The organism is uncultured Chloroflexus sp. (genome assembly GCF_937951745.1).
In the GTDB taxonomy this organism is placed as follows: Bacteria; Chloroflexota; Chloroflexia; order Chloroflexales; family Chloroflexaceae; genus Chloroflexus.
Genome location: NZ_CALFBQ010000044.1, coordinates 35,125 through 56,208 on the forward strand (window position 1 = coordinate 35,125; position 21,084 = coordinate 56,208).

Annotated in this window: 24 protein-coding genes; 16 read left to right on the plus strand and 8 right to left on the minus strand. The window is 58.4% G+C overall.

The window, feature by feature from the left end; genetic code table 11:
• Positions 1 to 274: 274 nt before the first annotated feature.
• Positions 275 to 1,279 (minus strand): glycosyltransferase family 2 protein, encoded by a 1,005-nt coding sequence (locus Q1A59_RS10840; RefSeq protein WP_298403185.1) that lies wholly within the window; start codon positions 1,277 to 1,279, stop codon positions 275 to 277.
• A 642-nt stretch (positions 1,280 to 1,921) separates the two neighbouring features.
• Here Q1A59_RS10840 and Q1A59_RS10845 point away from each other — a divergent pair.
• The 12 genes from Q1A59_RS10845 to Q1A59_RS10900 all read left to right on the plus strand — a co-directional run bounded on the left by Q1A59_RS10845 (position 1,922) and on the right by Q1A59_RS10900 (position 13,991).
• Positions 1,922 to 2,638 (plus strand): GntR family transcriptional regulator, encoded by a 717-nt coding sequence (locus Q1A59_RS10845; protein WP_298403187.1) that lies wholly within the window; start codon positions 1,922 to 1,924, stop codon positions 2,636 to 2,638.
• Complete coding sequence (locus Q1A59_RS10850; RefSeq protein ID WP_298403190.1) at positions 2,635 to 3,843, plus strand: CaiB/BaiF CoA-transferase family protein; 1,209 nt, start codon at positions 2,635 to 2,637, stop codon at positions 3,841 to 3,843. The genes Q1A59_RS10845 and Q1A59_RS10850 overlap by 4 nt, the downstream gene beginning before the upstream one ends.
• A complete protein-coding gene (locus tag Q1A59_RS10855) occupies positions 3,843 to 4,796 on the plus strand; it encodes a hydroxymethylglutaryl-CoA lyase (protein WP_298403192.1) in 954 nt (317 codons plus the stop codon). The genes Q1A59_RS10850 and Q1A59_RS10855 overlap by 1 nt, the downstream gene beginning before the upstream one ends.
• 111 nt (positions 4,797 to 4,907) lie before the next feature.
• On the plus strand, positions 4,908 to 6,953 hold the full coding sequence (locus tag Q1A59_RS10860) for a hydantoinase/oxoprolinase family protein (RefSeq protein ID WP_298403195.1): 2,046 nt from the start codon (positions 4,908 to 4,910) through the stop codon (positions 6,951 to 6,953).
• Positions 6,954 to 6,997: 44 nt separating this feature from the next.
• A complete protein-coding gene (locus tag Q1A59_RS10865; RefSeq protein ID WP_298403198.1) occupies positions 6,998 to 8,935 on the plus strand; it encodes a hydantoinase B/oxoprolinase family protein in 1,938 nt (645 codons plus the stop codon).
• 55 nt (positions 8,936 to 8,990) lie between these two features.
• A complete protein-coding gene (locus Q1A59_RS10870) occupies positions 8,991 to 9,635 on the plus strand; it encodes an N-carbamoylsarcosine amidohydrolase (RefSeq protein ID WP_298403319.1) in 645 nt (214 codons plus the stop codon).
• A gap of 219 nt (positions 9,636 to 9,854) precedes the next feature.
• On the plus strand, positions 9,855 to 10,502 hold the full coding sequence (locus Q1A59_RS10875; protein WP_298403201.1) for a hypothetical protein: 648 nt from the start codon (positions 9,855 to 9,857) through the stop codon (positions 10,500 to 10,502).
• Positions 10,503 to 10,616: 114 nt separating this feature from the next.
• A complete protein-coding gene (locus Q1A59_RS10880; protein WP_298403204.1) occupies positions 10,617 to 11,519 on the plus strand; it encodes a hypothetical protein in 903 nt (300 codons plus the stop codon).
• A 12-nt stretch (positions 11,520 to 11,531) separates the two neighbouring features.
• Positions 11,532 to 11,774 (plus strand): hypothetical protein, encoded by a 243-nt coding sequence (locus tag Q1A59_RS10885; RefSeq protein ID WP_298403207.1) that lies wholly within the window; start codon positions 11,532 to 11,534, stop codon positions 11,772 to 11,774.
• Positions 11,775 to 11,786: 12 nt separating this feature from the next.
• Positions 11,787 to 12,401, plus strand: coding sequence for a nicotinate-nucleotide adenylyltransferase (nadD, locus tag Q1A59_RS10890; protein WP_298403210.1), 615 nt, complete (start codon positions 11,787 to 11,789; stop codon positions 12,399 to 12,401).
• A 6-nt stretch (positions 12,402 to 12,407) separates the two neighbouring features.
• On the plus strand, positions 12,408 to 13,124 hold the full coding sequence (rsmG, locus tag Q1A59_RS10895; RefSeq protein WP_298403213.1) for a 16S rRNA (guanine(527)-N(7))-methyltransferase RsmG: 717 nt from the start codon (positions 12,408 to 12,410) through the stop codon (positions 13,122 to 13,124).
• A 204-nt stretch (positions 13,125 to 13,328) separates the two neighbouring features.
• On the plus strand, positions 13,329 to 13,991 hold the full coding sequence (locus tag Q1A59_RS10900; RefSeq protein WP_298403216.1) for a PspA/IM30 family protein: 663 nt from the start codon (positions 13,329 to 13,331) through the stop codon (positions 13,989 to 13,991).
• Between the two features lie 50 nt (positions 13,992 to 14,041).
• On the opposite strand, the gene Q1A59_RS10905 is transcribed toward Q1A59_RS10900, so the two are convergent.
• Positions 14,042 to 14,623, minus strand: a complete 582-nt coding sequence (locus Q1A59_RS10905) for a thymidine kinase (protein WP_298403219.1) — start codon at positions 14,621 to 14,623, stop codon at positions 14,042 to 14,044.
• Positions 14,624 to 14,768: 145 nt separating this feature from the next.
• Here Q1A59_RS10905 and Q1A59_RS10910 point away from each other — a divergent pair, with 145 nt between their 5' ends.
• The gene (locus Q1A59_RS10910; RefSeq protein ID WP_298403222.1) at positions 14,769 to 15,485 is read left to right on the plus strand and encodes a TIGR00730 family Rossman fold protein; all 717 of its coding nucleotides are present in this window, start codon (positions 14,769 to 14,771) and stop codon (positions 15,483 to 15,485) included.
• Positions 15,473 to 15,679, plus strand: a complete 207-nt coding sequence (locus Q1A59_RS10915; protein WP_298403225.1) for a hypothetical protein — start codon at positions 15,473 to 15,475, stop codon at positions 15,677 to 15,679. Before Q1A59_RS10910 ends, Q1A59_RS10915 begins: the two co-directional genes overlap by 13 nt.
• A 19-nt stretch (positions 15,680 to 15,698) precedes the next feature.
• On the opposite strand, the gene rfbB is transcribed toward Q1A59_RS10915, so the two are convergent.
• From rfbB to Q1A59_RS10930, 3 genes are all read right to left on the minus strand, one after another.
• Positions 15,699 to 16,730 (minus strand): dTDP-glucose 4,6-dehydratase, encoded by a 1,032-nt coding sequence (gene rfbB, locus Q1A59_RS10920; RefSeq protein ID WP_298403227.1) that lies wholly within the window; start codon positions 16,728 to 16,730, stop codon positions 15,699 to 15,701.
• Positions 16,731 to 16,934: 204 nt separating this feature from the next.
• Positions 16,935 to 17,429, minus strand: a complete 495-nt coding sequence (purE, locus tag Q1A59_RS10925; protein ID WP_298403230.1) for a 5-(carboxyamino)imidazole ribonucleotide mutase — start codon at positions 17,427 to 17,429, stop codon at positions 16,935 to 16,937.
• A 22-nt stretch (positions 17,430 to 17,451) separates the two neighbouring features.
• Positions 17,452 to 18,585 (minus strand): 5-(carboxyamino)imidazole ribonucleotide synthase, encoded by a 1,134-nt coding sequence (locus tag Q1A59_RS10930; RefSeq protein ID WP_298403233.1) that lies wholly within the window; start codon positions 18,583 to 18,585, stop codon positions 17,452 to 17,454.
• A 241-nt stretch (positions 18,586 to 18,826) separates the two neighbouring features.
• Between Q1A59_RS10930 and Q1A59_RS10935 the strand changes: the two genes are divergently transcribed.
• Entirely contained in the window at positions 18,827 to 19,021 is a 195-nt protein-coding gene (locus Q1A59_RS10935; RefSeq protein ID WP_298403235.1) for a hypothetical protein, read from the plus strand.
• Positions 19,022 to 19,097: 76 nt separating this feature from the next.
• Positions 19,098 to 20,072, plus strand: a complete 975-nt coding sequence (locus tag Q1A59_RS10940) for a YafY family protein (RefSeq protein WP_298482421.1) — start codon at positions 19,098 to 19,100, stop codon at positions 20,070 to 20,072.
• A 48-nt stretch (positions 20,073 to 20,120) separates the two neighbouring features.
• Here Q1A59_RS10940 and rpmE read toward each other — a convergent pair whose 3' ends face one another.
• From rpmE to rplU, 3 genes are read right to left on the minus strand one after another with little or no spacing between them, the layout of a single operon-like run.
• Positions 20,121 to 20,420: a 50S ribosomal protein L31 gene (gene rpmE, locus Q1A59_RS10945; protein ID WP_366144819.1), complete on the minus strand. Its 300-nt coding sequence runs from the start codon at positions 20,418 to 20,420 to the stop codon at positions 20,121 to 20,123.
• A gap of 13 nt (positions 20,421 to 20,433) precedes the next feature.
• The gene (rpmA, locus tag Q1A59_RS10950; protein ID WP_298403240.1) at positions 20,434 to 20,712 is read right to left on the minus strand and encodes a 50S ribosomal protein L27; all 279 of its coding nucleotides are present in this window, start codon (positions 20,710 to 20,712) and stop codon (positions 20,434 to 20,436) included.
• 13 nt (positions 20,713 to 20,725) lie between these two features.
• Positions 20,726 to 21,037, minus strand: a complete 312-nt coding sequence (gene rplU, locus Q1A59_RS10955) for a 50S ribosomal protein L21 (RefSeq protein ID WP_012258181.1) — start codon at positions 21,035 to 21,037, stop codon at positions 20,726 to 20,728.
• Positions 21,038 to 21,084: the final 47 nt, after the last annotated feature.

Here is a 21,084-nt window from a genome sequence, read left to right on the forward strand (position 1 = left end):
CTACGTCAAGCCGCAAGACGCGCGGGCAGATTTACGAACGGGCAGCGCTTCGGCTGCCCCTTGGTATATAACCCCCGCAGGCCTGTTACCCCCACCCCTGTTCCTCCCCCACTGGGGGACGGGAACATAGGTTACCGCAGAGGACGCTGAGAGCGCGGAGGATGATCCGATGCCATACCCTTTGCGCTGCTCTGCGTCCTTTGTGCCTTTGCGTTCCGATCGCTGCGCCGTTGCGTTGTCGCTCTCTCCGTCTTGGGGATGAGGGTGAACGACATCACTCCCCCACCAACGCCGCCAAGCGCCGTTGCGTGCGCAACGCGGCCAACGGCCCACCGGGAGGCTCGATCCAGCGGGCCAGTGCGGTGATCGAAGTGGTGCGGCGGGCCTGAATAATCCGACGTTGCTGCTGCAAGACCGGCCATTCAGCCAGCGCCATCAGGCGACCAGCGACCATATCCGGCTGCCGGCGTAATGCGGCATACGCCAGTGCCATGCCATCGTAGGCTAGGATTGACGGCAAGCAGGCGGCTAGCAATGGTGCTGGCAAACAACGGATCAGCATGCGGATCCGGTTGCGACCAAGCAGACGCTGCTTGAGCGGGCTGAACATGCCGGCGGTGGCCGAATAGACGTGGCGCGCACGGGCATGGGGTGCCAACACACACGACCAGCCGCGCAACTGGGCCCGCCACGCCAGATCGGCGTCTTCGAGATAGCTGAAAAAGTCGGCAAAGAAGCCGATGTCTTCGAGCATTGCTCGCCGCAGCAACGCCAAGCCGCCACTGGCGCCGAAGACCGGCTGCGGCTGGGCCGGCAGCGCAGCCACCGGCAGCCCCAGCGCCCGCTCGGTCGCAATGCCATCGGCTTGAAAGCGAATACCGGCCCCAGCCACCACCTGTGGGCGGCGGCTGAAGGTTAACACTCCTGCTGCCCAACCCGCCGCCGGCTGTTCGCGCAGCGCATCCCACAGTGCATCCACGCAACCCGGCTCGGCTAGCGCATCATCGTTGATCAGCCAAATCAACTCGCCACGCGCTGCCGCGATACCGGCATTCACACCACCGACAAAACCGGCGTTGTACGGCAGCTCAATCACGCGCACCGCCGGCAAATGAGCGCGCACCCACGCGCCAGCGTGGTCGCGTGAGCGGTTATCAACTAGCACAATTTCGTCATACGGACGCAACTGCGCTTGCACCGCGCTGAGGCAGGCCGGCAGGTAGCGTAGGGCGTGGTAGGTGGGGATCACCACCGAGATAGGCGGACGGGCAGGAGCCATACAATGCTCGCGGTAACGGCGACACCACACGAGTGATTGTAGCGCATGTGGGGAAGGTAGCAGACGCATGCGCAAACAGGGCGTTTTCTGGCAAGCCTATACGTCAAAGTGTGCGTTTCGGTTATCAGAATGAACAACCTCCCCCTCTCGCTGTGAGGCGGGAGAGAAGGGCGAGGGGTGAGAGCCAATGACCAAGGCGCAAAGGACGCAGAAGATTGGGAATGGTGAGCAGGGGAGAGGAACTATCTGATTCCTACTCCCGATTCTCTCCACCCTAATTCACCCGCACCCCCTGCGCCTTCCCCTGCGCGGACGAGGAGCACTGCTACATTCCGCTCCCGCACTGCCGTGCCCGCCATACTGCGGCTCTCCCTCTCTCGCTGTGAGGCGGGAGAGGGGCCGGGGGGGCGAGGGCGACACCCTGCTGACCATACGTTGGTTGTGTACGGAGCCACACAGCCATGCGGCGCTGCGGAGATCTTGACACCTCTACCGTCCTTTGGTATATTGTATACAATCTTTCTAAGGCATAACTAATATAACTATTCGGTATAATTGCGTTTTGATATGTCTTTATGACGTTATCTACATGTCGCTTGACGATGCTCTCATGCAGTTTACCGGCTACTACAGTGAATTGTAATGACTAGATTGTATACATCAGATGAATCTTCTTCCGCCGATCAGGTTTACCAGCGCTTGCGCCGGTTGTTGATCGAGGGCCATTACCCGCCCGGCTCCCGGCTGGTCGAAGAGCGATTGGCCAGCGACCTCGGCGTCAGCCGCACGCCGGTACGGCAGGCGCTGGTGCGCGCCGCCGCCGAAGGGTTGGTGCAGATCTTCCCTAACCGAGGCGCAGTGGCGCGCAGTTTTACGATTGATGACCTGCTTGAGATGTATGACTTGCGCGCCCTGCTCGAAGGCCATGCCGCTTTTCTAGCCGCCCAACGGATTTCCCCCGAACAGTTAGCTCGCATGGAAGCCGCTGCCGCAGCGTTGGAAGACTCGCTGAACCAAACCTTTGCTCGCCGCGAAGACGAGGTGCATTTTCTGGTCGAGCAGAATGCCGTCTTTCACCAGACGATTGCCGAAGCTGCCGGCAATCAACGCCTGATTGCAATGCTCAATCAGATTGTCGCGGTACCGTTACAGTTTCGCTCGTTCTATTGGTATCGCCCAGAAGAGCGCCAAATTTCCAATTTTTTCCACCGCAGTATTCTCAATGCACTCGTGCTTGGTGATGGCGATCGCGCTCGCGCCATGATGCGCGAGCATATTTTGTATGGTCGAGATGTGTTGTTGCAGAGCCGGCGCGCGGAATCGGCTGCCGTCGCGTCCGGCGAGGAGAATGAACCGTGAGCCGCCAACGTCCGCCGCGACCACTCGATGATATTCGCGTGCTCGAATTGGGCGCATTTTTGGCCGGGCCGTTTTGCGGCCAGTTGTTGGCCGATTTCGGCGCCGAGGTGATTAAGGTTGAACCGCCCGGTAAGGGTGATCCGATGCGTGAGTGGGGCCGCCATCGCTATAAGGGCCGCACGCTGTGGTGGTCGGTACTGGCCCGTAACAAGAAGTCGGTCACGATCGATCTACGTACCCCTGAAGGTCAAGCGCTGGTCAAGCGGATGGTGCCCCACGTGGATATGGTGCTGGAGAATTTTCGTCCCGGTACGCTTGAAGAGTGGGGGTTGGGTTGGGAAGAGTTGAGCGCGCTGAATCCCGGTTTGATCATGATCCGGGTGAGCGGGTTTGGTCAAACTGGCCCGTACCGCGATAAAGCTGGCTTTGGTTCGATTGGCGAGGCGATGGGCGGCATTCGCGCAATCACCGGCTTCCCCGACCGTCCGCCTACCCGCATCGGTATCAGTATCGGCGATTCGCTTGCGGCGACGTTTGCTGCCCTCGGCGCGTTGGTTGCACTGCATCAACGTCAGCGCAGCGGGCAGGGGCAGGTCGTTGATATTGGTATCTACGAGGGTGTGCTGGCTTTAATGGAAAGCATGATCCCTGAATATCAGTTGACCGGCCATATCCGCGAGCGCACCGGCAATATTTTGCCCAATGTCGCCCCCTCTAATATTTACCCCACTGCTGATGGCGGTTGGTTTGTGATCGGGGCTAATGCCGATACGATCTTTACCCGTCTTGCCCAAGCGATGGGCCAACCCGAATTGGCTCGCGATCCGCGCTTCGCCACCCACCATGCGCGCGGCGAAAACCAAGCTGAACTCGATGATCTGATTGCGGCGTGGACGATCAACTACACTGCTGATCAACTCCAAGCCATGATGGACGAGTATGGCGTCCCGGCTGGCCGGATCTATACCGCCAAGGAGATGTTGAGCGATCCGCATTTTATCGCCCGCCAGTCGATTGTTGGCGTGCCTGACCCCGATTTGGGCGAGATCAAAATGCAGAATGTCGTGCCCCGGCTTTCAGCCACTCCCGGCGGGATTGATTGGACAGGGCCAGCCCTCGGCCAGCATAACCGTGAGGTGTTCGTCGATCTGCTAGGGTTGAGCGAAGACGAGGTAGCGGCGTTGCAAGCGAAGCGAGTGATTTAATGGAAGCAGTGACGATCATTGATGTCGCACCTCGCGATGGCTTACAAAATGAGCCTGAGGTGTTAGAGGTTGCAACGCGGGTTGAGCTGATCGAGCGTCTGCTCGCAGCGGGCGTGCCGCGGGTTGAAATCGGGTCGTTCGTCAATCCGCGGCAGGTGCCACAGATGGCCGGAGCCGGCGAGATTGCGCGCCTCCTTATCGAGCGCGGTCACCATTTGGCCGCCCGTACCAGTAATGATACGTTTCGTTTCACGGCTCTTGCCCCCAACCAGCGTGGCTACGAATTGGCCGCCGCCGCCGGAGTGCGCCACGTCCGGCTGGTACTAGCCGCTAGCGATGGTCTCAATCAGGCCAACTTCAAGCGCACGACTGCCGAGTCGTTAGCCGAGTTTAGTCAATTGGCACTGCGGATCCGTCGTGAAGGCATAGCGTTTGGGATCGCGATCGGCGCGTCGTTTGGCTGCCCCTTCGATGGCTATGTCTCGCCCGCACGGGTGCTCTCGATTGCCGAGCATGCCGCCGATATGGGAGCGAACGAGATCGTCTTCGCCGATACCACCGGTATGGCTGTGCCGACACAAGTGGCCGCGCTGTGCGAGATGGCCGTGCGCAGATTGCCACACGTCACTCTCACGATTCATCTGCACAATACGCGCAATACCGGCTACGCCAACGCCTTCGCCGCTTGGCAAGCCGGTATCCGTTCGTTCGATGCAGCCTTAGGCGGGATCGGCGGTTGCCCCTTTGCCCCCCGCGCCGTCGGCAATATCGCCAGCGAGGATCTGGTTCACATGTTCAACGGTATCGGCGCCCCGACCGGGATCGACCTGCCAGCTTTGCTTGCGGCATCCGATTGGCTGAGCGCAACGCTGGGCCGGACCTTACCGGCGCTGACCGGCAAGGCTGGGCCGGTCTACGCGCAGGTGGTGACCCCGGCAAACCACCGGTTATGAAAGGGGGCGGATCAGAAGCGCTTCACTACGTCTCCCCCTTCTCTCACGGGGTGGAACAAGGGCGGGGGGGATGAGGGCAGAGATAGCAGTTTCAACGGGAGGAATGGAGCCATGAGTTATCGTATCGGAGTCGACGTCGGCGGCACCTTCACCGACCTTATGCTCTTCGATGAGGAGAGTGGGCGCTATTGGCGCCACAAGACCCCTTCCACGCCCCACGATCCGTCAGAGGCAGTGCTGACCGGGATCGCGGCCATCTGCCAGCAAGCTGGCATTGACCCCGCACAAGTCGCTCAGATCATGCACGGTACCACTGTCGCGACCAACGTCATTCTTGAAGGCAAAGGCGCGCGTGTCGGTCTGATCACCACCGAAGGCTTTAAGCAGATCTTGCACCTTGCCCGCTCGCAGACGCCGGGGCCGTTGGCGGGCTGGATGATCATGATTAAGCCGGAACCGCCCGCAACACTGGCCGATACCCGCGAGGTATCCGAGCGTATGAGTGCGCGCGGCGAGGTCGTGCGCCCACTCGATGAGGCCCAAGCCGAAGCGGTGATGCGCGAGCTGGTCGATTCGGGAATCGAGTCGCTGACGATTTCGCTGATCAATTCGTATGCTAACCCCGATCACGAGCGCCGCCTGAAGGCGATTGCCCAGCGCGTCGCCCCTAACTTGCCAGTAACTATCTCGTATGACGTGCTGCCGGAGTTTCGCGAGTACGAGCGCACGCTCACCGCAACTATGAATGCGTATGTCAAACCAAAAGTCAAGACCTACGTTCACAACCTTGATCAGCATCTGCGCCAGCAGGGGGTGCAAGCCAAGCTCAACATTCTCCGTTCGGATGCCGGCCTGATGACTGCCGAGACGACTGAGGAAAACCCGGTCTATACGCTGCTCTCTGGCCCCTCAGGTGGCGTAGCTGGCGCATTGCACATCGCCATCCGCGCCGGGTATCCCAATATTCTGACCTTCGATATGGGCGGCACTTCAACCGACGTCTCGCTCTGTATGGGTGAGCCGAATATTGCCCGCGAGACGGTGCTCGGCTACTTCCCGGTGAAGGTGCCGTCGGTGGATGTGCGTTCGGTTGGCGCTGGCGGCGGCTCAATTGCCCACGTGCCTTCGCTTACTCGCGCGTTGCGGGTTGGTCCTCAAAGCGCCGGGGCAGTGCCCGGCCCGGCCTGTTATGGCAAAGGCGGCACTGAACCGACCGTTACCGATGCGAATCTGGTCTGTGGCTACTTGCCACCAAGCATTCTTGGTGGTGCGATGCAGCTCGATATATCGGCAGCTAAAGCGGCAGTGCAGAAAATCGCCGATGCGACTGGTTTGAGCTTGATGGACGCTGCCGAGGGAATCTTGCGCATCGTCAACGAGAATATGTTCGGCGCACTGCGGCTGGTCAGTGTCCAACGCGGCTTCGATCCGCGCCAATTTGCTTTGATGGCCTTCGGCGGGGCCGGCCCGCTCCACGGCAACGCGCTGGCCGAATTGCTTGGCTGCTACCCGGTGATCGTGCCGCCTGCCCCCGGTCTGCTCTGCGCGCTTGGTGATCTCAGCGCTGATTACCGTGACGAGTTTGCCCGTACCTACATCCGCACGGTCGATCAGGTAGATCAAGCAGAGATGGTCGGCATACTGCGCGAACTGGGCCGCGAAGCCCGCGCTATGCTCGCCGCCGAAGCTATTCCGCCCGCCCGCCAAGAGATTCGCTACTTCGTTGATATGCGTTACTACCGCCAAGGCTACGAGATGCCGATTGCGGTCAGCGAGGCTGAGTTTGAGCAGGACTTAATCCCGTTACTGGTACAACGCTTTAACGAGCTGCACGACCGCACCTACGGTTTTATGCTCGACAGCAACGTCGAGATCGTCAATCTGCGCGCGGTTGGTATTGGTCGGGTAACGAAAGTTGAATTACCTGAAGCCGAGCCGGGTGATGCCGATGCTAGTAGCGCCTACACTGGCGAACACCAGATCTACCGCCACGGCGAATGGATCACGGCCAAGCTCTACGACCGCAACAAGCTGCGCCCCGGTATGCAGGTCGAAGGCCCGGCCATTATCACTGAAGTTGACAGCACGACGGTGGTGCTGCCCCATCACACTGCGACCGTTGATCGCTATTTCAACCTGTTGATCAATCGCAGCTAAACGCCGGTGCGGCGTTGTGCCAAGACGAAAAACGAGGAACAGCTATGGCGACCAATCTCAAAATCGCGTCGATCCCTCAGATCGAGATCGATCCGATCACGCTCGATATTATCGAAAACGCGCTCAAGAATACCCGCTATGAGATGGACGCGGTGCTCTACCGCACGGCGATGAGTCCGGTTATTCGCGAGCAGCACGACCAGTTTCCGATGATTACCGACCCGCATGGGCGGATGATCGTCGGCCAGTTCGGTTCGTATATCGCCGGTCTGCTCGATAACTGGGATCAGACAATCGAACCCGGCGATGTCATTTTGCTCTCGGATCCCTACCTCTGCGGCGGCGCGATCAGCCACATTAACGACTTGCTGGTAATGTTGCCGATCTTTTACGGCGAAGGGGAGAATCGTGAGCTGATCGGCTGGGCGAGCATGTTTGGTCATGCCCAAGATGTCGGCGGGCCGCTACCCGGCTCGCTGCCCACCAACGCCACCACCATCTTCGGTGAAGGGTTGCGGCTGCCGCCGGTCAAAATCTACGAACGTGGCAAGCTCAACCGGGCCGTACTCGACATTATGCTGAACAACGTCCGCCAACCCGAAATGAACCGCGCCGACCTGATGGCAATCATCGCCAGTTGCCGCACTGCCGAAAAGCGGGTGATCGAGCTGTGTGACCGCTTCGGCAAAGATGTCTATCTGGCTGCCACCCAAGCCTTGCTCGACCGCACTTATCGGGCGATGAAAGAGCTGATCATGCGCAATTTGCCTGAAGAGCCGCAGTCGTTTGAGGATTATGTCGATGACGATGGGCTGGGCAACGGGCCGTTCAAGATGAAGTTGACCATCTGGCGGCAAGGCCACGAAGCCTACTTTGATTGGACGGGCACCGATCCGCAAGCGATGGGGCCGATCAACTTCTACCTCAATGAGTCGATGTTCAAGATGTTCATCGGCGTCTACCTAATCATGGTCTTCGACCCGCAAATCCTGTTCAACGACGGCTTCTATCCGCTGCTGCACGTCACTATGCCCAAAGGCAGCCTCATCCAACCCGAATTTCCGGCGGCGCTAGGATGCCGCACCCATGCCCTCACCCGCTTGTTCGACGTGCTCGGCGGAGCGTTGGCCAAACGCGCACCAGAGTTTACCACCGCCGCCGGTTATGGTACTTCGCCTTACCTGCTCTATTCCGGCTACGACAAAGACGGCGAGTTCTTCTATCTGATGGAAATCAACTACGGCGGGATTCCCGGTCGTCCGATTGGTGATGGAATGGATGGGCATTCGTGGTGGCCGCTGTTTACTAACATCCCCACCGAATACCTTGAGAGCTACTACCCGATCCGGATCGAGCGTTACACCAGCATCATAGATTCGGGTGGCGCCGGTTTCCACCGCGGCGGCAACGGCATCGAGAAGGTCTACACCTTCCTCGAACCGGGCGAAATCTCGATCCACGACGACCGCTGGCTGACGCCGCCGTGGGGCAACGTCGGCGGCAAACCGGGCAGCCGGTCGAGCAAGTTGCTGGTGCGCACCGATGGCAGCCGGCAGGTGCTGCCGAGCAAATGTGACCAAATCGCCGTCGAACCGGGTGATCAACTGATTTACCGCACTGCCGGCGGCGGTGGTTGGAAAGACCCGCTCACTCGACCCGCTGAAGCGGTGCAGCGCGATGTGCGCTACGGACTAGTCAGCCGGGAAAAGGCGCTGAACGACTACGGTGTTGTCCTGACCGATACGCTAGAGATCGATGTTGCCGCCACCGAAGCCAAACGTGCCGAGCTGGCCGCCGCGCGCGGCGAGATCAAAGGTTTCGACTTTGGCCCACCGCTCGAAGAGCTACTGGCGAACGCCGAAGCCGAGACCGGCTTGCCTGCGCCGCGCAAACCGCAACCGGTGCGGTGGGCGATGGCTCGCGCCGCCCGTCGCGAACGCATGGCGCAAGTTGCCGCTCAACGCGAAGTGACGGCAGATTAAGGTAGAGTTGGGGCGACGCATGCGTCGTCCCAACCATTCTGAGGATTATAGTGTGATGACACCGTTTGACCACCTTGCCGATGACTACCGTCAACACGGGTTAGCTGGGCGGGTTGGCTTTGGCGAACGACCGGCGCTGCTGGTGATCGACTTCATCAAAGCCTACACCACCCCCGGCTCGCCGCTATACGCTGCTCCCGGCGTACCGGATGCGGTGCGCGCCAGTCAGCCGGTGTTAGCCGCAGCCCGTGTTGCCGGCATCCCGATCATCTACACCACCGTCGCTTACGCACCCGATGGCCGTGACGGTGGTATCTTCGTCCAAAAGGTACCGGCGCTACGCCAACTTACCCACGACTCGCCGCTCATTGCAATTGTTGACGAACTCCATCCGCAAGGGAATGAACTCGTCATCGAAAAGAAATATGCCAGCGCCTTTTTCGGCACCCATCTCGCTGCCACGCTCACTGCACTGCGGGTCGATACCATCATTATGATTGGCTGCTCAACCAGCGGCTGCATCCGGGCTAGTGCCGTTGATGGCATGCAACACGGCTTTCGGGTGATCGTGCCCCGCGAATGCGTTGGCGACCGCGCCCCTGAACCGCACTTTGCCAATTTATTTGATATCGATGGCAAATACGGTGACGTGGTTGCGGTTGATGAGGTATTGGCGTATTTGCGTCTATCAACGCCATAAAACCATTACATTGTAACAATGAACTATCATTGCAGCCATCGTAGAACCTGAACCCTTAAACAGATAACTCCTGTAGCGCGATATTCGGTTCATCCTGCTCCATTCACGTAATATATTTCTTCTTGACTTTATGCAAAGATAGTATTATCATGGAGGGTACGGCATCTGCTTCAATGCCGACATTTTGTGTTCCTCATAGAAAGTGTACGGTCTTAAGCGATGAGCCACCGCTATCGCTGGATCTTTCTGGCCGGCGTGGTCGTCGCGCTCAGTGGTTGTCTGTCAACATTACCGACAACAATGGACGTGAACGGGCCATTGCCGGCTACCTTGCCACCACTAGCGCAAACCTTGCGCGCCACGATAGGGCCGACAAATCTTGTGCCGGCGCAGGAAGCTGCTGTGCCTGCAAGCACAATGACTGCGACCGCAGCGATTATTGTTGCAACACCGCCACCAGTCACCACAGCGCCGCCCACACCCACCTTAGTGCCAGCGCCAACCCTCGTCTTACCAACGTTGCCGGCATTATCGAGCGAAGAACGTTGGCGATTGCAACAGCTCAATCGCCAAATCTTTGCCGAACCACGTTTATATACAACGAAACGCAGTGAATTGTACTGGTACGATCCAGTTAATCAACAATCAGTATTAATCGGTATCATAAATGGTGAATTTATGGCACAAGCCACATTCACCTTCCGCGAAAATAATCAGCTATCTCTTGAAGTACCATACCATATCAACCATTCTTATGGACTTTCCTCCCTCTCTCCTGCGTTAATCGAACGTATTCGCACCGCAGGATATGATGAATGGATTGAGACGTTCGTCTTTTTAACGCCTGATGTGCAAGCCAAAGGCTGACGGTTTCGCAGTTACCGGGTTACGAACTGGTTAGGAAATGGTTGTATAATCTTTTCGGTTTGGTCACTTTTGATAGTTCTACAGCTATAGTTTAGCAAGGAAGAAGGAACCGCCGTGAGCAGTCGCTATCTTGAAATGGTGCGTGGACAACGCCGCCGAGGCGGCTGGCAATTCACCTCAAAATCGTTGCTTGCCATCCTCGCGTTCATCGCTATGATTGGCTCTGCGGTCTATTGGTGGGGTGTCCAGAGTCAATTAACCGGCAATTGGATTATTGCTGCGGCATACACCGCAATTCTGGTGTTAGCGCCACCGAGCCTCATGTCGTTCCTCATCCCATGGTCGCCGGGTGGGATGCTCTTGCAAAAAATCAACGCAAAGACGTGGGGCTATGTCGCGGTCATGATCGCCGCGCTCTACCTTGTCTATTATTCGTTTGAAATTCAATGGACATGGTGGGCGTCGCAGCCGGTTGTCCAAAGTACAGGGTTAGTCGTCCAACAGGTATTGATTGGCATTATCGGCTTTATCATTATTCCTGCGCTCTTGTGGACTCCGGTGACCTCTGAGGAGCTGGTTGAGCAAGTGCGCCAAGCCCATCTGGTGCGTCGCTACGAACTGCAAACACAGGCTGATATTGCCATTCTGCGCGCGACGCTCCTGCGTGCGCAAGAGAAGGCGTTGATCGGGTTTGCGAATCTGACCGTGCAAGAGCGTGAGGAATTGGCCGCCGTGATGCGTGGATTGGTCAAAGGCATTGACGCAACCCTGCGCGATATTGGCGAGAGCGTCAAGACCGTGAGCGGGGCAACTGTTCCGTTCAATAGCCTTGAAGACAATGAGGATATCCAGAAGTACCTCGATTTTGTCGCCGAAACGCTGACCGAAAATTCCCTGCTGCCTCGCCGCTCATCTACCACTGGCCAGCACGAAGCGGCAACCCGCCAACTTTCGACTCGCGAAGATGAGGAGTACTACGAAGATGACCGGCGTACACGCGCATTGCGACAACGCTAGTTAGGTGGGACTATGCGCGGCTACCGTTTCACCACCGATGACCGCCTACCCGAACGCGACTTGCAAGAGCTAGCCGATGAGCTGGCGATCCAGTTGCATTATGCGCTCGGCGAGCGCGTGTTTCTGTTGCCGCGTGCCGATGTAGCTGAGTTGATTTGGCCGTATATCGAAGACCTCCATCCTGATGACCAGAATGATGTTGTCTGGCTGGTGTGGCATCTGTTCCAAGAAGCGCATGAGCTGGACGAAGAGTAACCCGCCTTCATCATGACTACGGTTCGCCGGTTGGGGATTTATGGAGGTACGTTCGATCCGATCCATTTCGGTCATTTAGCCATTGTCGAAGAGGCGCGCTGGTTTTGCCGACTCGATCAGGTGCTCATTGTTCCTGCCGCAGCTCAACCGCTGAAGGAAAGCCATCTCGCTGCTGCTCATCACCGGCTGGAGATGGTGCGGTTAGCGTGCGCCGGCAACGACGCACTGGTCCCATCGTCGCTCGAACTTGATCGTCCGCCGCCCTCGTATACGATTGATACGTTGCGTGTATGCCGGGAACGGTACGGCCCAGAGGTTGAGCTGTTTCTGATTATCGGCGCTGATGCCGCCACCGATTTGCCGCGCTGGCGCGAACCTGACCAGATCGCACACCTCGCTCACCTCGTCGTGGTCGAGCGTCCCAATTATACGTTTGACCACGAATCGCTCGTTGCAGCAGTGCCGGCAGTACGTGATCGTATGATTGTCCTTGCCGGGCCACAACTCGCTATTTCCAGCACTGATCTGCGCCAGCGCCTCGCCACCGGTCGCCCGGTACGCTACCAGTTGCCTGATGCTGTACTGGCTTATGTGAATCATCACCGGTTATATCAAATTGAGGAATAACGCCCCATGGCCGACGATGCCGAGCGCCTCTTGAGCGAGACCGCCGCCGCGTGGAAGCTTGCGCTCAATGAGCGTCAAATCGCCCAATTTCATCGCTATCTCGACGAACTGATCGTCTGGAACGACCGCTTTAATCTCACCGCAGTGCGTGACCGCATCGCTATGGTGCGCCGCCACCTGCTCGATTCGCTGTGGCTGGCCCGTGATTGGCAATCACAACCGGCCAACCTGCTCGACATTGGCAGCGGGGCCGGCTTCCCGGCGCTGCCGATCAAAATTCTCTATCCAGAACTGCCAGTCACGTTAGTCGAAGCTACCGGCAAGAAGGCTGAGTTCTTGCACCACATGATTGATTGTCTCGAACTGGACGGCGCGCGCGTGCTGAATGAACGGATCGAAACAGTAGGACGCGATCCCGCCGAACGCGATCAGTACGACGTGGTGACGGCCCGCGCTGTCGCCGAGCTGCGGGTACTGGTGGAATACGCCTTGCCGCTGTTGCGGATTGGCGGGAGATTGCTTGCGCCCAAAGGCCGCGATCCCGAGGCCGAAATTGTCGCGGCGCGCAACGCACTGGCCCTGCTCGGCGGCGAAATAAGTCTCTGTCAGCCGGTAGATATTCCCGGTGAAGAGCGCCGCAGTCTTGTGATTGTGACCAAAATCGCCCCCACTCCTGACCGTTTTCCGCGCGCGATTGGCATACCGGCCCGCCGGCCACTGTGAACAGGCGTAGAGACAAACAAATAGTTGTCTCTTTGGCACATCCGCATGCGCTGATGCAGTATTCATGCAACTTCTTGACCTCTCCACACGTACAGATCAACGGTTGTGGATGACGGATCGACATGCTATGATGTAAACAGTGTTTCCGTTGCAGCAAGTCCGCAGCCTTGGTCATCTGTCCGAACATCCAAAGGAGGAGCATCCATGTCCATTCTCGGTCGTATCAAGGATCTGATCAGCGCCAACATCAACGCCATGCTAGACAAAGCGGAGGACCCGGAGAAGATGGCGAATGAATACTTGCGCCAACTGACTAATGAGCTGTATGAGGCTCGTACCGGTGTCGCCCAAGCTATGGCCGATGAGACTCGGCTTGAACAACGCCGTATTGCTGCCGAAGGTGAGGCCGAGCAATGGCAGATCAAGGCCGAGCGAGCGTTGCGCGCCGGTGATGAGGCGCTGGCCAAGGCGGCGCTTGCCCGCAAGGTGCAGGCTCAGAAGCTGGCCGAGCAGTACCGTGCCCAAGAGAAGGCTCAGGAAGAGCAGGTAGAGGCCTTACAGCAAGCGTTGATCGATCTCGAAACGCGGATCGCTGAGGTGAAGGCACGCAAAGAGCTGATCATCGCCAAGAAAAACCGTGCCCAAACCCAAGAAGCAATTCAACGCACCGCCAATTCGATTGGTCGTGTCAGCGCACTTGATAAGCTTGATCAACTGGAAGAGAAGGTTGATGACCGCTTGGCCCGGGCTGAGGCAATGGCAAAGCTCGAAGGTGACTCGCTTGAGGCTCGTTTTCGCAACCTTGAGAAGGAGACCGAGGTTGATAGCGAACTGGCTGAGCTGAAGCGCAAGCTGGGATTGAGCTGATCGGATAGCGAGGGGCGGGTGTCAAACCTGCCCCTACACCTACCCCGTCTCTATACCGCCGGCTCGTAGCAAGCGCGGCAGCGTGCCTCGTACATATCAAGACCGCCCACAACAATTGTTGGCGCATTGGCCGGGGCAGGTTTGCCGTCGATCAAACGCTGTGAGCGCGTCGCATACGCGCCGCACTTAACGCAGATCGCGTACAGTTTATCAACTTGCTCGGCCATGGCCAGTAAGTGCATCATCGCTGGAAACGGCTCGGCGCGGTAATTGAGATCGAGGCCGGCCACAATCACCCGCGCGCCACGGTCGGCGAGCCATTGGCAGCCACGCACCATCTCGGCCGGATCGTCATCAAACAGATGCAATTCATCAATCGCCACGACATGCACATCTTGGGCATAGGCCAAAATCTCACGCATTGTTGCCACTGTAATCGCCTCTAGCCGGCTGCCGCTATGGCTAGCTACCTGCCCCTCGGCATAGCGCGTATCCATCCGCGGCGTAAAGATCCGGTACGACTGGCGGGCAATCCGCACTTGCCGCATCCGCCGGATCAGCTCTTCGGTCTTGCCACTGTACATGCAGCCGCAAATAACCTCGATACGGCCGCCATCGCTCGGACGGGTCATTACTCCTCCTGAAATGATCATATGCTAGGCTAAGTAGGGTACACTGTACATACGCCATCGGTAAGGGGAATCATCATTCACCCTTGCCGTTTCGCTCTTGCGGTCGCCTTTCTCGGCTACCGTTAGCTTGCGGAGTATACCATATATGTCACGCCAGACAGAAGACGAACGCCTGCTGCGCACCGATCCGTACCGTCACCCGCACGATTTTACCCATACCGACACGTGGCGCGTGTTGCGGATTATGGGTGAATTTGTGGAAGGATTCGAGAATATGGCCGGGCTTGGCCCCGCCGTCTCGATCTTTGGTTCGGCCCGTATTCCACCAACCTCACCCATCTATTTGGCAGCGAGTGAAACGGCCCGCTTACTCGCGCAGGCCGGCTTTACCATCATCACCGGCGGCGGCCCCGGCCTGATGGAAGCGGCTAACAAAGGCGCGCGCGCCGGTGGCGGGCGCTCGGTTGGCTGTACGATTGAATTACCATTTGAAGCAGGCGCTAATCCCTTCGTTGATCTTGAAGTGCGGTTTCGCTACTTCTTCATCCGCAAAATCATGTTCGTCAAATATGCCCATGCCTTTGTCATCTTTCCCGGCGGCTTCGGCACGCTCGATGAACTATTTGAGGCCTTAACCTTGATCCAAACGGGCAAAATCCACGATTTCCCGATTGTGCTGTACGGCTCAGAGTTTTGGCAAGGTATGATCGATTGGGCGCGCCATACGCTGCTCACCAGCGGTACGATTGCGCAATCCGATCTCGACCGTTTGCAGGTGCGCGACGATCCGCAACAGATTTGCGACCTGATTGTACAAGCTCATCAGCACCGGCAGAGAGGCGGCGATCCGTGGACGCGCTAACGTGGCCAGCGGATGACGAATTGTGTGCATTGCTGCGCCGCTATTATCAAGGTGACGCGGGCCTTTGGTCGGAAATTTTGGCCCGCGTCGAACAAGAATTGCGCCTACGCCAATTGCCGCCCCTCCCGCGCCACGTGCGGTTCCGGCGCATCGGCGATGGCTATGTGGTGGTGATTACGCCGGCGGGGGCATAGACGCCCGCTGTGACACACCTTACGTCGCCGCCGGATACCCGCCGCGTTCGAGGTATTGCCGGCGGTAATAGTCCATGTACTCACCGGATTTGATTGGTCGCCACCACGCCTCGTTCTCGACAAACCAACGCACGGTCTTTTCCAACGCTTCATCAAAAGTATGGCGTGAACGCCACCCCAATGCGCGCAGTTTCGAGCAATCGAGCGCGTAACGCCGATCATGGCCGGCCCGGTCAGCAACGTGCTGGATCAAGCTGTACGGCTTACCAAGAATATCGAGTATCTTGCGCGCCATCTCGATATTCGGTGTCTCGACTTCGGTGCCAACGTTATACACCTCGCCAAGTTGGCCTTTGTGCAGCACGATATCGATTGCCTCACAGTGATCAAGCACGTATTGATAATCGCGCACTTGTAATCCGTCTCCGTAGATCGGCAAGGGGAGATTGTCAATGGCATTAGTGGTAAAGAGTGGCACAGCCTTTTCGGGGTAGTGGTATGGGCCGATATTGTTTGAGCCGCGCGTGGTGGTCACCGGCACGCCATACGTGACGTAGTACGCATAGACAAGATGCTCGGCCCCAGCCTTGCTGGCCGAATATGGGCTGCGCGGTTCGAGCGGATCACCCTCGCGTGAGCGATGCGGCGCCGGGATCGCGCCGTACACCTCGTCGGTGCTGATCTGATGAAAGCGCTCGAGTTTTAGTTCGCGCGCCACCTCTAGCAACGCCCACGTGCCGTTGACATTGGTGCGCACCACCGCGTCAGGGGCCATAATCGAGCGATCAACGTGGGTCTCGGCGGCAAAATTGATGATGGTATCAATATCATAGGCGCGCACCGCTTCACGCACCGCATCAATATCACAAATATCACCGCGCACAAACGCAAAGCGCGGATCGTTGGCGACCGGCGCCAGATTAGCCAAATTGCCGGCGTAGGTCAGTTTGTCGTAGACGACGATGCGATAATCGGCATACTTGCCCAGCATATAGTGAACAAAGTTGCTGCCGATAAAACCGGCCCCGCCAGTCACGAGCAGATGTCTCATAGGAGATCCAATCCCTTTCACTGCATAACGTTCGCGCAACCAACGATAGCATCTTGCTGCAACTGCTATCTTGATACAAACGCCGAAGGTCTGCGCCAACCGGCTTGTGCTATCGCTTGGCGGCAATCATATCTACTTACAGACAACGTTACAGACAATAGCACATGAGAATGAATAGGCAACCGGTCTTGCCGGCCACATAGATTACGCTTCTGTAAAGATGCGGTTTTTGGCCCGCGATTCGGTTGCCATACGCTCTTTGTAAGCTTGCACTTGCGCCAACAAAGCCGGATCGGCGCTAGCCAGAATCTGCACAGCGAGCAAACCAGCGTTGCGACCATTACCAATCGCAACCGTGGCAACCGGTACCCCTGCCGGCATCTGCACAATCGAGAGCAGCGAGTCGAGGCCGTTGAGCGCTTTGCTCGGCACCGGCACACCGATCACCGGCAACGGCGAATAGGCGGCAATCATGCCGGGCAAATGAGCCGCGCCGCCGGCCCCGGCAATGATGACCCTGATACCGCGCTGGTGCGCGGTGATGCCGTATTCGGCCATATCGAGCGGCGTGCGGTGCGCTGAGACAACCCGCGCTTCGTAGGGAACGCCAAACTCGCGACAAACATCGATTGCGCCTTGCATCGTTGGCAAGTCGCTGTCACTGCCCATAATGATACCCACGAGCGGATGATCAGACATAGCGCTTCCTCGTCTCGATTCGTCACGATGGCATCGCCACCAGCGCAGCGGCGCGACGAGCAATCGTTTCGGCTTCAGCCAAGGTATCTGCCAACGCGGTAATATGACCCATCTTGCGCCCGACTCGCTCTTCGCGCTTGCCATAAAAGTGCATGTGCGCACCGGGAACCGCCAGCGCCTCGATGATTGCGCTGGTATTGATAGGGCCGTTGCGCTGGCCGAGCAGATTGACCATCACCGCTGCTGGCGCGCGCATCGCGGTCGAGCCAAGCGGCCACCCTAACACAGCCCGCAGATGCTGCTCAAACTGCGAGATGACGCAGGCTTCAATCGTGTAGTGGCCGGAATTGTGCGGGCGGGGGGCCAACTCATTGATTAGCACCCGGCCATCGGCCAGCGCAAACAACTCGACGCCAAAAATCCCCACCCCCTCGACCGCCTCAATCGCGGCCACCGCCAGTTCAGTCGCCAACGTGGCCATCGTCGGTTCAACCCGCGCCGGCGCGTAGACCACATGGCAGATATGATTCTGCTGCACCGTTTCGACCACTGGGTACACCGCCGTCGCGCCATCGCGCCGGCGCGCAACCATCACCGCCAATTCGCGGCTAAACGGCACCCATGCCTCAACCAACAACAGGCTGCCGCCGCGAGTAAGCCGTTCCCACGCTGGCGCGACATCAGCGGGACCGCGCAGCGTGGCATTGCCGTAGCCATCATAGCCATTGCGGCGCGCTTTGAGCACCAGCGGCCAGCCAAACTCTTTGGCAACCGCCAAGACCTCATCTGGCGCAACGACCGACCGGAACGGCGGCACCGCCAGCCCTGCTGCTGCCAATCGTTCCTTTTGCCACAACTTATCTTGCACCACGGCAACCGTCGCCGGGGCGGGCCAAACCGGCGTACCCAAAGCAACAACCCGCTCGAGCAAGCCGGCATCGATAAACTCGTTTTCTAACGTCACCAGATCGCACTGGCGGGCAAACGCAGCGAGCACCGCTTCATCTTCCCACGGCCCAACCACCGCATGCTGGGTATACCGCGCCGCCGGGCTATCTGGCACCCGCTCGCAGATCACGATTTCAATGCCTAAACTAATGGCTGCCTGCACCAGCATCTGCGCCAACTGGCCGCCGCCAAAAATCCCTACCCGCATAGCGCTTCTCACCACGAACTGATTAACCACGCTGGGTATAGTACCGTTAGAGGACTAGATGCGCAAGCGTATGATGAGCTCGCACGGGTCTATCGCTCTACACCAGCGTCCCATCCCATAGCACGGGTTGAGCAAGACTTCCCTCGCAGCTTATGTCATCCAGCCCACCCCTTCAAAGTCAGGCGCAAACTTCCGCTATAATACAACTGGTGACAACAACCTTCGCAAGGAGCATGGCCGTATGTCGATTTCTTCGCGCAGCAATCGCCGCCGTTCCAATCAACGCTCTAGCCCGGTACGCCGCCCGGTCGCCCGGTCGGTCGAACCGCCTGATTACAGCCGCGAGTATGCCGATGTCCGCCAAGACCTAATCTGGATCACAATCTGGGGCGGGCTGCTCACGATTGGGATGATTGCGGCTTCCTTCGTGCTGTAGCACCACCGATCACTGCCGCAAAGAAGGCAACTCGTCATAGGAGCCTTGCTTTGCGGCCATTCTCTCTATGACACCTATGATGAACAGCGCCGAAAACCGGTTGCGTAGCAAAGCCGCCCGGTTGCGCCACCTTGAGCATAAGCTATACAATGCACCACCCAACGGCTACAGCGTGATCGAACTCGCCAAACTGTGCGGCGTCAACCGGCGCACGATCTACCGCGATCTCGATACGCTGAGCGAAGCGGGGGTACCCATTTGGGAGCACCACGGCAGATACGGCCTCGATCGCAGCAAGTACCTCGCCACCATCCGACTTAACCTCAATGAAGCGATCGCGCTCTTTTTCGCTGCGCGGTTGCTCAGCCACCACAGCGACGAACACAACCCGCACATTGTTTCAGCGCTCGACCAGCTCGCTGCGGGTCTGCCCGACCAAACGATCGCCGGCCACATTGCCCGCTTGGCCGATATTGTGCGCCAGCGCCCGCCGGATCCGCATTACGTCACCATCCTCGAACTCCTCACCCGCGGGTGGGCTGAACGGCGCATGGTGCGCATCTGCTACCGCGCCCCCAACCGTCCGCTCACCGAACGCGACATTGCCCCCTATTTTCTCGAAGTGGTGCGCACGACGCCGGGAGTGTACGTGATCGGCTACGACCGGCTGCGCGATGACTTGCGCACCTTCAAAGTGGAACGGATCGAGCATGCCGAGCTGCTCGACGAGCAGTTCAGTATTCCAGCGGACTTTGACCCGTATACCCACTTAGCGCGGTCGTGGGAGGTGATGAACGAGGCTGAAGTGACGATTCACCTACGCTTCAGCCCGCAAGCTGCGCCGCGCATCCGCGAGACTCGCTGGCACCACAGCCAACAATTGTTTAACCATGCCGATGGCAGTTGCGACTTATGCCTGACCGTCGCCGGCATTCGCGAAATCTTAGGTTGGGTATTGAGTTGGGGAACTGAGGTGGAGGTGATCGAGCCGGAGGACCTACGGGCCGAGGTCATCAACCATGCCCGCCGCATATTAGATAAATACAAATAAGAGAGGGCGACGCGCGCGTCGCCCCAGCTATTTCCGAGACACCAACAACTATTCCGTCTCTTCGCCGTAAATTTCCTTCAGCAGGCTCTTCTTCTTTTCGGGCTGGCGGCCAGCGCGGCGCGCTTCGCGCTCGGTCTGCCGCTCTTGAGCGACATTCAACCGGCGCATAAAGCGATCAACTTGGCCGGCGGTATCGACGATACGCTGTTCACCGGTGTAAAACGGATGGCAGTTGGCACAAATCTCCACCCGCAGATTTGGGCGGGTCGAACCGATCTTCCACACCGTCCCGCAGGTTGTGCAGACGATGCCATCGGTATAGTACTTGGGATGAATACCCTGTTTCACCGTCGTATCCTCTCTAATTGGCAGCGGACTCGGCAGACGCAACTGGGATCACGCTGACCATCTTCTGGGTGCGCGAATAGTGGCCGAACTGCACCACGCCATCAACGAGGGCGTAGAGTGTCCAGTCGCGGCCAACGCCGACATTCTCACCCGGCTTGATTTTGGTGCCGCACTGGCGCACGATAATATTGCCGGCCCGAACCAGCTCGCCGCCGAAGCGCTTGACACCGCGCATTTTCGGATTGCTGTCGCGCCCGTTGCGCGAGCTGCCTACACCTTTTTTGTGTGCCATTGTTCAAGCTCCTCTAGGCGACGATCTCGCTAATGCGAATTTTGGTATAGCGCTGGCGATGGCCGGTGCGGCGGCGATAGCGCGTCTTGTTGCGGTAGCGGAACACGACAATCTTGTCGCCCTTCTGCTCACCCAATACCTCTGCCCGCACCACAGCACCCTCGACCAGCGGCGAGCCAACCTTTACCTGCTCCGCGTCGCCCACCAACAGCACTTCACCTAGCTCAATCTGGCTGCCCGGCTCGGCGCTGATCAGGTCGATGGTCAGGACTTGGCCCGGCTCGACACGGTATTGCATACCACGGTCACGAATAATCGCATACACGGTCTTCTTCTCCTTGGGGCGACGCACGCACTGCGTCGAGACAACAT